The following is a 12,857-nucleotide window of genomic DNA, read 5'->3' as shown; positions in this document are numbered from 1 at the left end:
AGCGTCGTCGTTGCCCGGTCACCGGCCGACCGCCCCGGCGACACCCACCGTCGGTGATCGACTTCACAAGTCCACCGGCCGCCACCAGCCGAGAACCGCGCTGCGGAAGTATCTGGAACCGATCCAGTTAACGGCCTCGCGCCGCTGACGAGCCGCTGTCAAGGAGGACCTGTGCTCACTGTCGGTGACCGCTTCCCCGAGTACGAACTCACCGCCTGCGTGTCGCTCGACGCCGACAAGGCGTTCGAGACGATCAACCACAAGTCCTACGAGGGCAAGTGGCGGGTGGTCTTCTTCTGGCCGAAGGACTTCACCTTCATCTGCCCGACGGAGATCGCCGAGTTCGGCCGGCTCAACGGCGAGTTCGCCGACCGGGACGCCCAGGTGCTGGGCGTGTCGGTGGACAACGAGTTCGTCCACTACGCCTGGCGCAAGGACCACCCCGACCTGCGTGACCTGCCCTTCCCGATGCTCAGCGACATCAAGCGGGAGCTGACCGCCGACTGCGGCGTGCTCGGCGAGGACGGCGTCGCCCAGCGGGCCACCTTCATCGTCGACCCGGACAACGAGATCCAGTTCGCCATGGTGACCGCCGGGTCCGTCGGCCGGAACGTCTCCGAGGTGCTGCGGGTGCTCGACGCGCTGCAGACCGACGAGCTGTGCCCGTGCAACTGGAACAAGGGCGGCCAGACCCTGGACGCCAACGCGCTGCTCGCCGGCGCCGGTGCCTGAGATGGGTCTGGACGCGGTCAAGGCCGCCCTGCCGGAATACGCGAAGGACATCAAGCTCAACCTCGGCTCCACCGTCGCCACCTCGACGCTCAAGCCCGAGCAGGCCTGGGGTACCGCCCTGGCCTGCGCGGTCGCGGCCCGTAACCCGGTGGTGCTGCGGGAGATCGCCGCCGAGGCGGCCGGTCACCTCACCCCGGAGGCGGTCGAGGCGGCCAAGGGCGCCGCCACGATCATGGCGATGAACAACATCTACTACCGGGCCAAGCACCTCATCGGCGACGAGCAGTACGCCAGCATGCCGGCCCGGCTGCGGATGCAGATCATCGCCCGGCCGGGAGTCGACAAGGGCGACTTCGAACTCTGGAGCCTCGCCGTCTCGGCGATCACCGGCTGCGGGGTGTGCCTGGAGTCGCACGAGAAGACCCTGCGCGGCACCGGGTTCACCCGGGAGCAGGTGCACGAGGCGCTGCGGATCGCCGCCGTCGTGCACGCCGCCGCCGTGGCGCTCGACGCCGAGGCCGCGCTCGCCTGACCCGTACGACTGTGGGGGCCGGCGCCGGATCGCGGCGCCGGCCCCGCGGCGTTCTCAGGCGTGAACGCCGACACCGTGGGTAGAAGTTCTGGCTGTCAGTCTTCACTGCGACGACTACGACGGTCGGGACAGGAGTCACCCATGGACGGGCTGGACCCGCACAGCACGCACGGCAGCACCGACCCGATCCTCGACGACGGCCGCGGTGCCGTCGCCGGGGGCGCGCCGGCGGGCGCCTTCGACCCGTGGCGCTACCGGGACGAGGCCGGGGTCGCCAGCGCGGACCTCACCGGCTACAAGGTCGAGGCCACGGACGGCGGCATCGGCAAGATCGACAGCGCCAGTCACGAGGTCGACGACAGCTACCTGGTGGTGGACACCGGCCCGTGGATCTTCGGCAAGAAGGTCATGCTGCCGGCCGGCACCGTCAGCCACGTCGACCACGACGCACGCACCGTCCACGTCGACCGGGAGAAGGACCAGATCAAGGCCGCCCCGGAGTACGACGAGACGAGCCACACCGACCCGGCCTACCGGGACCGGCTGGGCGGCTACTACGGCGAGCGCTGGTCGTCGTTGCCGCCGGACGGCCCGGCCCGGGTCTGACGAGTCCACCCCGGTCCGGCCGACCCGGGGTACGACGGCCGGTGCGGCGACGCCGCACCGGCCGTTACCGTGTCAGGGTGGACGCGACCGAAGTGACCCGCCGGATCCCCTTCGACAGCCTGTTCAACTTCCGCGACGTGGGTGGCTATCCCGCCCACGACGGGCGATCCGTCCGATGGGGACGGCTCTACCGCTCCGACTCACCGCACCGGATCGACGGGCCCGACCGGGAAGCGTTCGCCGCGCTCGGCGTCCGCACCGTCATCGACCTACGCCGACCGTCCGAGGTGGAACGCGACGGCCGGGTGCCCGAGTACGACGGGCTCACCTACCGGCACATCCACCCCGAGCACCACGACTGGGCCCAGGTCCCGTACGATGACGGACAGGACCTCGCCCGCTATCTCGCCGACCGGTACGCCGCCCTCGCCGAGACCGGCACCGCCGGGCTGGCCGAGGCGGTCGGCCTGATCGCCGACAGCGCCAACGCCCCGGTCGTGGTGCACTGCGTCGCCGGCAAGGACCGCACCGGCATCGTCTGCGCGCTGACCCTGGCCGTGCTGGGCGTCGCCGACGAGGACATCGCCGCCGACTACGCCCTCAGCACCGAGGCGTCGGCGCGGTTCAGCGCCTGGGTCGCCGCCACCTTCCCGGACGCCGAGGAGCCGCCGGCGCCCTTCCTCGCCTCCCCCGCCGAGGCGATGACGCTCTTCCTCACCGAACTGCGCGCCGGCCACGGCTCGGTGGAGGACTACCTGCGCCACGCCGGGGTCACCGACGCACAGCTCACCGCCCTCCGCGACCACCTGCTCGACTGACCCGGCACCGACCGGGACCGGGAACTGGGCCATGCGGTGCGGGCGCGGGCCCGCGTGAGGGCGAGCCTGCCAGCCGGCTTGTGGCGACACCTCGCCCCGCACACGCACGGCGGCGCGGGCTGGTGGATGCTGTCAACGTCTCCCTACAGCTTTGATGACGTAAATGAATCGCCGCCGAGGGTGTTGCCGCTGAGACCGCCGAGGCGGATGCCGGCAGGCGGCGAACCGGGTGATTCGTTTACGTCATCAAACTTGTAGCGACCGCCGACCGCACCTCGGCCGGCACCGTCCTCAAACGGTGCCGGCCGAAGCCGTCCGCCAGGAGCAACTGGCGCCAGGAGCGTGCCGGCCGGGCCGAGCTCGCGGGGCCAGGGCTGGCCGGACTGAGGTCCCGGACCAGTCCCGGCCGGGCCAAGGGCAGCCGGGCCAAGGGCTGGGCCAGGCGGGGCCGGACCGGGGTTCGGCCGAGCCGGGGGCGACGCGGGGCCGACGGCGGGACGGGTCAGAGCACCCGCTGGACCCAGCCGTGCGGGTCGGCGGCCCGGCCGCGCTGGATGTCCACCAACTGCTGCCGCAGCGCGGTGGTCGACCGGCCCGGCTCACCGCCACCGATGAGGAACTCCCCGTCGGGGAAGCGCACGCAGCCGATCGGGGTGATCACCGCGGCGGTGCCGCAGGCGAAGACCTCGCGCAGCCGCCCGCTGGCCGCGTCGGCCTGCCAGTCGGCGAAGCTGACCGGCCGTTCCTCGACCCGGTATCCGGCCTCGGCGGCCAGCAACAGGAGCGCGTCGCGGGTGATGCCGGGCAGGATGGTGCCGGTGAGCGGCGGGGTGACCAGGGTGTTGTCGTCATAGACGAAGAAGACGTTCATGCCGCCCAGCTCGTCGACGAAGCGGCGCTCCACCGCGTCCAGGAAGACCACCTGGTCGCAGCCCGCCTCGATCGCCTCGGCCTGAGGGGCCAGGGAGGTGGCGTAGTTGCCGCCGCACTTGGCCGCGCCGGTGCCACCGGGAGCGGCCCGCGTGTAGTCCGGGGAGACCCAGACGGTGACCGGCTTGACCCCGCCGGAGAAGTACGCCCCGGCCGGCGAGGCGATCACGCAGTAGAGGTATTCGTTGGCCGGCCGGACGCCGAGGAAGACCTCGCTGGCGAACATGAACGGGCGCAGGTAGAGGCTGGCGTCCGGACCCTCGGGGATCCAGTCCCGGTCGATCTCGACCAGCCGGCGCAGCGACTCCACGAAGGTCTCCGCCGGCAGCTCCGGCATGGCCAGTCGCTGGGCGGAGGCGATGAACCGGGCGGCGTTCGCCTCCGGCCGGAACATGGTGACCGACCCGTCGTCGGTCCGGTACGCCTTCAGTCCCTCGAAGATCTCCTGCGCGTAGTGCAGCACCGCGCTGGCCGGGTCCATCGGGATCGGCGCGCGCGCCTCGACCCGGGCGTCGTACCAGCCTTTGCCCTCGGCGTAGCGGATGGTCACCATGTGGTCGGTGAAGACCCGACCGAAGCCCGGGTTGGCCAGCAGGGCGGCCCGGTCGGCGGCGGATACCGGCGCGGGATTCGGACGGATCTCGAAATCGAGCTTGTCACCACCGCTCATCGCGCTGACCTCCCTGCGGGTTGCCGGCGTGCGGGGCCGCACACCGGATCTGGTGCCAGAAACTTACCCCGAACGGTCGTTCAGCGGATAGCTCCGCCCCGGTGGATCGAGCACTCCGAATGGGAGGCCGGTCCCGCGCACGCTCCGGCGCGGGACGACCGCACGGGGTCGCCCGGAGCGGGTCTGGCGGCCCGGTCCGGGCCGGTGGAGGGCCCGGTCAGGCTACGGCGTACCCGGCGAGCCGGTCGCCGACCTCGTCGGTGCGCAGCGGCGCGCCGGGGTGCGGGCGGCCAGCTCGGTGGCGACCGCGGCGGTGACCCGGGCGGCGGCGTCGGCGTGCCCGAGCTGGTCGAGCAGGAGCGCGGCGGAGAGCACCGCGGCGACCGGGTCGGCGACGCCCTTGCCGGCGATGTCCGGCGCGGAGCCGTGCACCGGCTCGAACATCGACGGGTAGCGCCCCTCGGGGTTGATGCAACCGCTGGCGGCCAGGCCGATGCCACCGGTGACCGCGGCGGCAATGTCGGTGAGGATGTCGCCGAAGAGGTTGTCGGTGACCACCACGTCGTACCGCTGGGGTTGCGTGACCAGGAACATCGCGGCGGCGTCGACGTGCTGGTACTCCGTCGTCACGTCGGGGTGCTCGGCGGCGACCGCGTCGAAGGCGCGGGCCCACAGCGACCCGGCGTGGGTGAGCACGTTGGTCTTGTGCACCAGGGTCACCTTGCGCCGCTCGCGCCGCCGGGCCCGGGCGAACGCGTCCCGGATGACCCGCTCGACGCCGTGCCGGGTGTTCAGGCTCTCCTCGGTGGCGACCTCGGCCGGGGTGTCCCGGTGCAGCGCACCGCCGGCGCCGGCGTAGAGGCCCTCGGTGCCCTCGCGGACCACCACGAGGTCGACCTCGCCCGGCTTCACGGTGGCCAGCGGGCCGGTCACCCCGGGCCAGAGCCGGGACGGGCGGAGGTTGACGTACTGGTCGAAGACGAACCGGAGCTTGAGCAGCAGACCTCGCTCCAGCACGCCCGGCGGTACGGTCGGGTCGCCGACCGCGCCGAGCAGGATGGCGTCGTGCCCGGCCAACTCGTCGAGGACGGAGTCGGGCAGCACCTCGCCGGTACGGTGGTAGCGGGCCGCGCCGAGGTCGTACTCCGTGGCCTCGGTCCCGGGGAGCACGGCGTCGAGGACCTTGCGGGCCTGCGCGACCACCTCGGGTCCGATGCCGTCCCCGGCCACCACCGCGATCCGTGCCACCTGGCGCTCCTCACCTCGTCGGTCAGCGCAACGGTACGTCGCCGTCCCGCCTCCCGGTACGCGTCTTCCACCATTCGGGAAACGAAGATGCTCAGGAGGCTCCCAGGTGGCATTCATGGTGCGGTCATCTGCGCTGCCTAGGCTCTGCGGTGAACGGGTCGCGGGGGCCCGTGACGGGCATCGCCGCGGCGCTGCGGCACCGTCAGCGAAGGAGCAGGTGTGATGCGGATCGACGAGCAGCCCCGGTCCCGGTGGACCGACGAGCAGCCCCGGACCCGGTGGGTCGACCAGACCGCCTTCCGCAGCCGCCGCCCCGACCTGCGGCTCGGCAGCCGCAGCCACCGGCTGGACCGGGCCGGCGGCACCGCCGGCGACCGGATCAGCGCCCAGCACACCGTCCGCACCTCGACGGCGGAATACTCGCTGCTGCTCAACGCGCCCGAGTGGTTCGGCCGGCGGGCCGTCGGGGAGGCGCTGCGGGACGCCGTCGCCGAACTGCGCGCCGTCGACCTCACCTACGGGCCGGCCCGCCCCGACAGCCTCGTCTCCCGGCTGCGGCGCGGCGAGATCGCCCCCGAGTCGTACCCGCCCCTGGCCGACCTGGTGGACCGCTGCGCGGCGATGCGGGCCGCCACCGACGGGTGGTTCGACGCCTGGGCGGTGCCCGGCGGCTTCGACCCGGGCGGTCTGCTCGGCGGCTGGGCGGTGGAGCGGGCCGCGGCCCGGTTGCGCGCCGCCGGCATCCACGACTACGCCGTGCTCACCGGAGCCGACCTCACCGTACGCGGACACGCGGCGCACGGCGGCCCGTGGCGGGTCGCGGTGCACCACCCGACCGACGCGCGGCGCCCCCCGATGGTGCTGGAGATGACGGCCGGCGCGGTGGGCACCTCCGGGGTGACCGGGCGGCAGGGGCACGTGGTGGACCCGCACACCGGCGAGCCGGCCGAGCAGCTCGTCGCCGCCACCGTCATCGGCCCGGACCTGGCCGTCGCCGACGCCTACGCCACCGCGCTGTACGCCGCCGGCCCGGCCGGGCTCGCCTGGTTCCGCAGCGGCTCGGACTATCGCGCGCTCTTCGCCCACCGGCGGCGCTGAGCCGACGCCCTTCCGGCGGCCGGTTTCGCATCACGGCCGTCGACTCCGGGCGGACCGCGATCGGCCCCCACGGTCTCGGCAACGACCGTGGGGGCCGGTCAGCGACGAGTGCGCGTGGCTCGCGCAATCGAGGGGTGCGGGCCGGCCCGGCAGGACGTCTCACCTCGTCACCCGAAGACGGGCCGACGCCTCACCTCAGCCAGTGACCGCACCGGTACGCTAGCGAATCGACGCAACTCGACGCAAGAGTCTCCACAGCGGACCTTCGCGGCGGCGGTTCCGGCGCTTTCGCCACTGGCCTGCGGCGGGGCAGGGGTGACGGGGCGCACTCGGGATGGCACGCTGTCCGCCGTGAGTTTCGATCTGAGCGTGTGGGCCCTGCCGGACGGGGCCACGCCCGCGGAGGTGCGGGCAGCGGTGCAACGGTGCCGCCAGGGGTGGCACAGCGATCGCCACCCCGATCCACGGGTGGTCGCCTTCTACCGGGCGATCACCGCGTCCTATCCCGCCCGGCCCGGCGGCCCGTGGGAGGTGACGCCGCTGCACGCGGCCGGCGACCACGTCGAGATGAACCTCTTCCCGACCTGCGAGGACCAGGTGCTGCTCGACATCGAGCGGCTGGCCGGCGAGCACGACCTGATGCTCTTCGACGTCCAGGACGGCTCGGTCTATCCGCCCCCCGCCCGGGTCGGCCCCTGAGGACCGCCCCGCGACCGCGCACCACGAGGACTTGGCACGACGAGGGGTCCGGCCGTACGGCCGGACCCCTCGGGTGTCCTGGGTGGACTACTCGTCGCGCAGGTCGGCGGCGCTGGCCGCCACGGCACCGATCGAGTCGGCCGCCGAGGTGAGCAGGTCGGCGCCGAGCGCCTGGTCGACGGTGAGGGTCATCAGCGTCTCGCCACCGGCCTCCCGCCGGGCCACCTGCATGGCGGCGATGTTGATGCCGGCCTCGCCGAGCAGGGTGCCGACGGTGCCGACCACACCCGGCCGGTCGACGTAGCGCAGGAAGAGCAGGATGCCCTCCGCGCCGATCTCCACGTCGAAGCCGTCCACCTCGGTCAGCTTGATGACGTCCCGGGCGCCGGTGTGGGTGACCGTGCCGGAGACACTGACCGTACGACCGTCCGGCAGCGCGCCGCGGACCGTCACCAGGTTGGGGTGGTCGACCGTCTCGCCCTGGGTGGAGAGAGTCACCTCGACGCCCCGCTCGGCCGCCAGGTGCGGCGCGTTGACGTAGGTGACCTGCTCCTCGACCACCGAGCTGAACAGCCCCTTGGTGGCGGCGAGCTTGAGCACCGAGACGTCGTGGTCGACGATCTCGCCGCGTACCTCGACGGTGACGTTGGCGGCGACCCCGCCGGCCACCGCGGTGAAGGCCCGGCCCAGCTTCTCGGCCAGCGGCAGCAGCGGGCGGACGTCCTCGGCGACGACGCCGCCGGCCTGCACGTTGACCGCGTCCGGCACGAACTCGCCCTGCAGCGCCAGCTTGACGCTCTTCGCCACGGCCAGACCGGCCTTGTCCTGCGCCTCGTTGGTGGAGGCGCCCAGGTGCGGGGTGGCCACCACGTTGTCGAAGGCGAACAGCGGCGAGGAGGTGCACGGCTCCTTGGCGTACACGTCGACGCCGGCGCCGGCGACCCGGCCCTCGGCGATCGCGTCGGCCAGCGCCTGCTCGTCGACCAGCCCACCGCGGGCGGCGTTGACGATCCGCACGCCCGGCTTGACGATCGCCAGTTCCTTCTCGCCGATCAGGCCCACGGTCTCCGGGGTCTTCGGCAGGTGGATGGAGATGAAGTCGGCCTCCCGCAGCAGCTCCTCCAGCCCGACCAGGCGGACCCCGAGCTGCGCGGCGCGGGCCGGCTGGATGTACGGGTCGTACGCGATCAGCCGGGTGCCGAACGCGGCGATGCGAGACGCGAAGAGCACGCCGATGCGGCCGAGCCCGACCACGCCGACGGTCTTGCCCTGGAGCTCGACGCCGGTGTACTTGGACCGCTTCCACTCCCCCGCCTTCAGCGCGGCGCTGGCGGCGGCGGTGTTCCGCGCGACGGCGAGCAGCAGCGCGACGGCCTGCTCGGCGGCGGAGACGATGTTGGAGGTGGGGGCGTTGACGACCATGACGCCCCGCGCGGTGGCGGCCGGCACCTCGACGTTGTCCAGGCCGACACCGGCCCGGGCGACCACCTTCAGCCGCGGCGCGGCGGCGATCGCCTCGGCGTCGATCTGCGTGGCGCTGCGCACGATGACCGCGTCGGCCTCGGAGAGCGCGGAGAGCAGGGCCGGGCGGTCCGTGCCGTCGACGTGGCGGACGTCGAAGTCGTGCGCGAGCACCTCGATGGCGGCGGGAGCGAGTTCTTCGGCGATCAGTACGACAGGAGTCATCGGTCCTCGTAGATGTCGTCAGAGCGGTCGGCTGCGGCGGTGGACGCCGCGCTGCGCCCTGCGGTGAGCCGTGCCATGGCCGTCAGGTGCCGGCTACGCACCTAACAGGGATCGTAGGTCGTGGGCCGGCCGGCGTGTCCGGGACGAGGGGGTGAGCGCCCTCACAAACCCGACATGTCCCGGGGTTGAACAGGGATGGAACGCACGACGGTGACGCGTCCGACGCCGGGGAGAGCGTCGGACGCGTCACCGTGCCGGAGCAGCGTCAGGCCGTCTCGGTGATCGGCCGGTCGACCCAGCTCATCATGGAGCGCAGCTTCTGCCCGGTCTCCTCGATCGGGTGCGCCGCGCCCTCGGCCCGCCACTTGGCGAAGTTCGGCCGGCCGGCCTCGTCCTCGGCCACCCACTCGCGGGCGAACTCGCCGGACTGGATCTCGCCGAGGATCTTGCGCATCTCCTCCTTGACCCGCGAGTCGATGACCCGGGGGCCGCGGGACAGGTCGCCGTACTCGGCGGTGTCGGAGATGCTGTAGCGCATCTTGGCGATGCCGCCCTCGTACATCAGGTCGACGATGAGCTTCAGCTCGTGCAGGCACTCGAAGTAGGCCACCTCGGGGGCGTAGCCGGCCTCGGTGAGCACCTCGAACCCGGTCTGCACCAGGGCCGCCGCGCCACCGCAGAGGACCGCCTGCTCGCCGAAGAGGTCGGTCTCGGTCTCCTCGGTGAAGGTGGTCCTGATCGCGCCGGCCCGGGTGCCGCCGATCGCCTTCGCGTACGACAGGGCCAGGGCGAACGCGCCGCCGGTGGCGTCCTGCTCGACGGCGACCAGGCAGGGCACGCCCTTGCCGTCGACGTACTGGCGGCGGACCAGGTGGCCGGGGCCCTTCGGGGCGACCATCGCCACGTCCACGTCGGCCGGCGGCTGGATCAGGTCGTACCGGATGTTGAAGCCGTGGCCGAAGAAGAGCGCCTTGCCGGGGGCCAGGTTCGGGGCGATCGCGTCGGCGTAGAGCGTCCGCTGCGCGGTGTCCGGCGCCAGGATCATGATGACGTCGGCCTCGGCCGCCGCCTCGGCCGGCGAGAGCACGCGCAGGCCCTGCTCCTCGGCCTTGGGCCGGCTCTTCGACCCGGTCGGCAGGCCGATCACCACGTCGACGCCGGAGTCGCGCAGCGACAGCGCGTGGGCGTGACCCTGGCTGCCGTACCCGATCACCGCGACCTTGCGGCCCTGGATCAGGCCCAGGTCGGCGTCGTCGTCGTAGTACACCTCAACGCTCATTGACTTCCCTTTCGTACGGCGGTCCGAGCGGCCCGTCGTGGACTTGTGCGTGTGCTTCCCGGCGGCGCGGCGGCGTCGGCGCGATGGGGTGGGTTCAGGCGGCGCGGAGCGACGGCCCGGCGGTGATGGAGCGCGAGCCGCGCCCGATCGCCACGGTGCCGGACTGGACCATCTCCTTGATGCCGAAGGGCTCGAGGTCGCGCAGCAGCGCGTCGAGCTTGTCGGGGGTGCCGGTGGCCTCGATGGTCAGCGTGTCCGGTGCGACGTCGACCACCCGGGCCCGGAACAGGCCGACCGTCTCCAGCACCTGCGCCCGGGCGGCACGGTCCGCGCGGACCTTGACCAGGAGCAGCTCGCGGGCCACCGAGACCTGCGGGTCCAGCTCCACGATCTTGAGTACGTTGACCAGCTTGTTGAGCTGCTTGGTGACCTGCTCCAGCGGCGACGACTCGGCGTTCACCACGATGGTGATGCGGGAGACGTCCGGGTTCTCGGTCTCGCCCACGGCGAGGCTGTCGATGTTGAACCCGCGCCGGGAGAACAGCCCGGAGACCCGGGCCAGGACACCGGGCTTGTTCTCCACGAGCACGGAGAGCGTGTGCAGAGTCATTTAGAGCTCGTCCTCGTCGAAGGCGGGGCGGACGCCCCGGGCGAACATGATCTCGTCGTTGCTGGTGCCGGCGGCCACCATCGGCCACACCATGGCGTCCTTGCCGACGGTGAAGTCGATCACGACGGGGGCGTCGTTGATCGCCATCGCGGCCTCGATCGTGGAGTCCACGTCGGCGGCGTTCTCGCAGCGCAGGCCGACGCAGCCGAGCGCCTCGGCGAGCTTCACGAAGTCCGGGATGCGGTGCTTGTGGGTGCCCAGCTCGGTGTTGGAGTAGCGCTCGTTGTAGAAGAGCGTCTGCCACTGCCGGACCATGCCCAGGTTGCCGTTGTTGATCACGGCGATCTTGACCGGGATGCCCTCCAGCGCGCAGGTGGCCAGCTCCTGATTGGTCATCTGGAAGCAGCCGTCGCCGTCCACCGCCCACACCACCGTGTCGGGCTTGCCGACCTTGGCGCCCATCGCCGCCGGCACCGCGTACCCCATGGTGCCGAGGCCGCCGGAGTTCAACCAGGTGTACGGCTTCTCGTACGAGATGAACTGGCTGGCCCACATCTGGTGCTGCCCCACCCCGGCCACGAAGATCGTGTCCGGTCCGGCGATCTCGCCCAGCCGCTTGATCACGTACTGCGGGGAGAGGGTGCCGTCGGCCGGCTCCTCGTAGCCCAGCGGGTAACGGTCCCGCAGGTCGTCGAGCTGGGTCCACCAGTCGCCGAGGTCGGCGGCGGGATGGGCCGCCCGCTCGGTGGTGACCGCCGCGATCAGCTCGTCGATCACGTGCCGGGCGTCGCCGACGATCGGCACGTCCGCGTGCCGGTTCTTGCCGATCTCGGCCGGGTCGATGTCGGCGTGCACCACCGTGGCGTCCGGCGCGAACGAGTCGAGCCGGCCGGTGACCCGGTCGTCGAAGCGCGCGCCGAGCGCCACGATCAGGTCGGACTTCTGCAGGCCGTAGACGGCGGCCACGGTGCCGTGCATGCCGGGCATGCCCAGGTGCTGACGGTGCGAGTCGGGGAACGCGCCGAGCGCCATCAGCGTGGTGACCACCGGGATGCCGGTCAGCTCGGCCAGCCGCCGCAGCGAGTCGGTCGCGCCGGCCTTGAGCACGCCGCCGCCGACGTAGAGCACCGGGCGGCGGGCGCTGGTCATCAGCCGGGCGGCCTCCCGGATCTGCTTGCCGTGCGGGTGCAGGGTCGGCCGGTAGCCGGGCAGGTCGAGGGTGGGCGGCCAGGCGAAGGTGGTCTGCGCCTGGAGGACGTCCTTCGGGATGTCCACCAGGACCGGGCCGGGCCGGCCGGTCGAGGCCAGGTGGAACGCCTCCGCGAGGACCTGCGGGATCTCCTCCGGGGTCTGCACCAGGAAGTTGTGCTTGGTGATCGGCAGGGTGATGCCCTGGATGTCCGCCTCCTGGAAGGCGTCGGTGCCGATCGAGGGGCGGGCCACCTGCCCGGTGATCGCCACCATCGGCACCGAGTCCATGTACGCGTCGGCGATCGGCGTGACCAGGTTGGTCGCGCCCGGGCCGGAGGTGGCGATGCAGACGCCGACCTTGCCGGTGGCCTGCGCGTAGCCGGTGGCGGCGTGTCCCGCGCCCTGCTCGTGCCGGACCAGGATGTGCCGGACCGTGGAGTCGTACAGCGGGTCGTACGCCGGCAGGATCGCGCCGCCCGGGATGCCGAAGACCACGTCGACGCCGAGCGCCTCGAGCGACCGCACCAGCGAACCGGCGCCGGAGGTCTGCGCCGGGGCCGACTGCCGTACCGCCGGGGCGGCGGGGACGGCGCCGCCGCGGGGTGCGGGAGCGTGATCGGCGTCACCCGCCGGCTCGGTGGCCGGGCGGGCGCGGCGGGCGGAGTGGGCGAGGGTCTCTGGCGTGGGTCTCGTCATGGCGGGTTCAGGCCTTCGGCTGGAGTGGGTGAGGCTCGTTCAGGAAGGTGCGACGCGGGCGG

11 protein-coding genes and 1 pseudogene are annotated in these 12,857 nt (G+C 72.6%); 6 read left to right on the top strand and 6 right to left on the bottom strand.

Annotation, left to right across the window (positions count from 1 at the left end):
* Positions 1-171: 171 nt before the first annotated feature.
* The 4 genes from MRQ36_RS19740 to MRQ36_RS19725 all read left to right on the top strand — a co-directional run bounded on the left by MRQ36_RS19740 (position 172) and on the right by MRQ36_RS19725 (position 2,688).
* Positions 172-732 (top strand): peroxiredoxin, encoded by a 561-nt coding sequence (locus tag MRQ36_RS19740; protein ID WP_242797529.1) that lies wholly within the window; start codon positions 172-174, stop codon positions 730-732.
* Position 733: 1 nt separating this feature from the next.
* Positions 734-1,264, top strand: a complete 531-nt coding sequence (locus tag MRQ36_RS19735) for a carboxymuconolactone decarboxylase family protein (RefSeq protein ID WP_242797528.1) — start codon at positions 734-736, stop codon at positions 1,262-1,264.
* A 141-nt stretch (positions 1,265-1,405) separates the two neighbouring features.
* Positions 1,406-1,870 (top strand): PRC-barrel domain containing protein, encoded by a 465-nt coding sequence (locus tag MRQ36_RS19730; protein ID WP_242797527.1) that lies wholly within the window; start codon positions 1,406-1,408, stop codon positions 1,868-1,870.
* 77 nt (positions 1,871-1,947) lie between these two features.
* Positions 1,948-2,688, top strand: a complete 741-nt coding sequence (locus tag MRQ36_RS19725; RefSeq protein ID WP_242797526.1) for a tyrosine-protein phosphatase — start codon at positions 1,948-1,950, stop codon at positions 2,686-2,688.
* 502 nt (positions 2,689-3,190) lie between these two features.
* On the opposite strand, the gene MRQ36_RS19720 is transcribed toward MRQ36_RS19725, so the two are convergent.
* Both MRQ36_RS19720 and MRQ36_RS19715 read right to left on the bottom strand, forming a co-directional pair.
* Positions 3,191-4,288, bottom strand: a complete 1,098-nt coding sequence (locus MRQ36_RS19720) for a branched-chain amino acid aminotransferase (RefSeq protein ID WP_242797525.1) — start codon at positions 4,286-4,288, stop codon at positions 3,191-3,193.
* Positions 4,289-4,505: 217 nt separating this feature from the next.
* Positions 4,506-5,536 (bottom strand): annotated as a pseudogene (locus MRQ36_RS19715) (3-isopropylmalate dehydrogenase).
* Between the two features lie 222 nt (positions 5,537-5,758).
* Here MRQ36_RS19715 and MRQ36_RS19710 point away from each other — a divergent pair.
* Together MRQ36_RS19710 and MRQ36_RS19705 are read left to right on the top strand one after the other, a co-directional pair.
* Positions 5,759-6,634, top strand: coding sequence for an FAD:protein FMN transferase (locus MRQ36_RS19710; RefSeq protein WP_242797523.1), 876 nt, complete (start codon positions 5,759-5,761; stop codon positions 6,632-6,634).
* A gap of 351 nt (positions 6,635-6,985) precedes the next feature.
* Positions 6,986-7,333 (top strand): hypothetical protein, encoded by a 348-nt coding sequence (locus MRQ36_RS19705; protein WP_242797522.1) that lies wholly within the window; start codon positions 6,986-6,988, stop codon positions 7,331-7,333.
* Positions 7,334-7,420: 87 nt separating this feature from the next.
* On the opposite strand, the gene serA is transcribed toward MRQ36_RS19705, so the two are convergent.
* From serA to MRQ36_RS19685, 4 genes are all read right to left on the bottom strand, one after another.
* Positions 7,421-9,019: a phosphoglycerate dehydrogenase gene (gene serA / locus MRQ36_RS19700; protein WP_242797521.1), complete on the bottom strand. Its 1,599-nt coding sequence runs from the start codon at positions 9,017-9,019 to the stop codon at positions 7,421-7,423.
* A 265-nt stretch (positions 9,020-9,284) separates the two neighbouring features.
* On the bottom strand, positions 9,285-10,298 hold the full coding sequence (gene ilvC / locus MRQ36_RS19695) for a ketol-acid reductoisomerase (protein ID WP_242797520.1): 1,014 nt from the start codon (positions 10,296-10,298) through the stop codon (positions 9,285-9,287).
* 94 nt (positions 10,299-10,392) lie between these two features.
* Positions 10,393-10,908: an acetolactate synthase small subunit gene (gene ilvN / locus MRQ36_RS19690; protein WP_242797519.1), complete on the bottom strand. Its 516-nt coding sequence runs from the start codon at positions 10,906-10,908 to the stop codon at positions 10,393-10,395.
* Positions 10,909-12,795 (bottom strand): acetolactate synthase large subunit, encoded by a 1,887-nt coding sequence (locus MRQ36_RS19685; RefSeq protein WP_242797518.1) that lies wholly within the window; start codon positions 12,793-12,795, stop codon positions 10,909-10,911. It abuts the gene before it with no gap.
* Between the last annotated feature and the right edge of the window lie 62 nt (positions 12,796-12,857).

This window comes from Micromonospora sp. R77 (genome assembly GCF_022747945.1).
GTDB lineage: Bacteria > Actinomycetota > Actinomycetes > Mycobacteriales > Micromonosporaceae > Micromonospora.
Note: the sequence above shows the minus strand (reverse complement) of the source record. Positions and strands in the feature narration are given on the sequence as shown.

Coding starts and splice junctions, on each gene's coding strand:
- serA (WP_242797521.1), bottom strand. CDS start 9,019: ATGACTCCTGTCGTACTGATCGCCGAAGAACTCGCTCCCGCCGCCATC.
- ilvN (WP_242797519.1), bottom strand. CDS start 10,908: ATGACTCTGCACACGCTCTCCGTGCTCGTGGAGAACAAGCCCGGTGTC.
- ilvC (WP_242797520.1), bottom strand. CDS start 10,298: ATGAGCGTTGAGGTGTACTACGACGACGACGCCGACCTGGGCCTGATC.
- MRQ36_RS19710 (WP_242797523.1), top strand. CDS start 5,759: ATGCGGATCGACGAGCAGCCCCGGTCCCGGTGGACCGACGAGCAGCCC.
- MRQ36_RS19720 (WP_242797525.1), bottom strand. CDS start 4,288: ATGAGCGGTGGTGACAAGCTCGATTTCGAGATCCGTCCGAATCCCGCG.
- MRQ36_RS19730 (WP_242797527.1), top strand. CDS start 1,406: ATGGACGGGCTGGACCCGCACAGCACGCACGGCAGCACCGACCCGATC.
- MRQ36_RS19685 (WP_242797518.1), bottom strand. CDS start 12,795: ATGACGAGACCCACGCCAGAGACCCTCGCCCACTCCGCCCGCCGCGCC.
- MRQ36_RS19735 (WP_242797528.1), top strand. CDS start 734: ATGGGTCTGGACGCGGTCAAGGCCGCCCTGCCGGAATACGCGAAGGAC.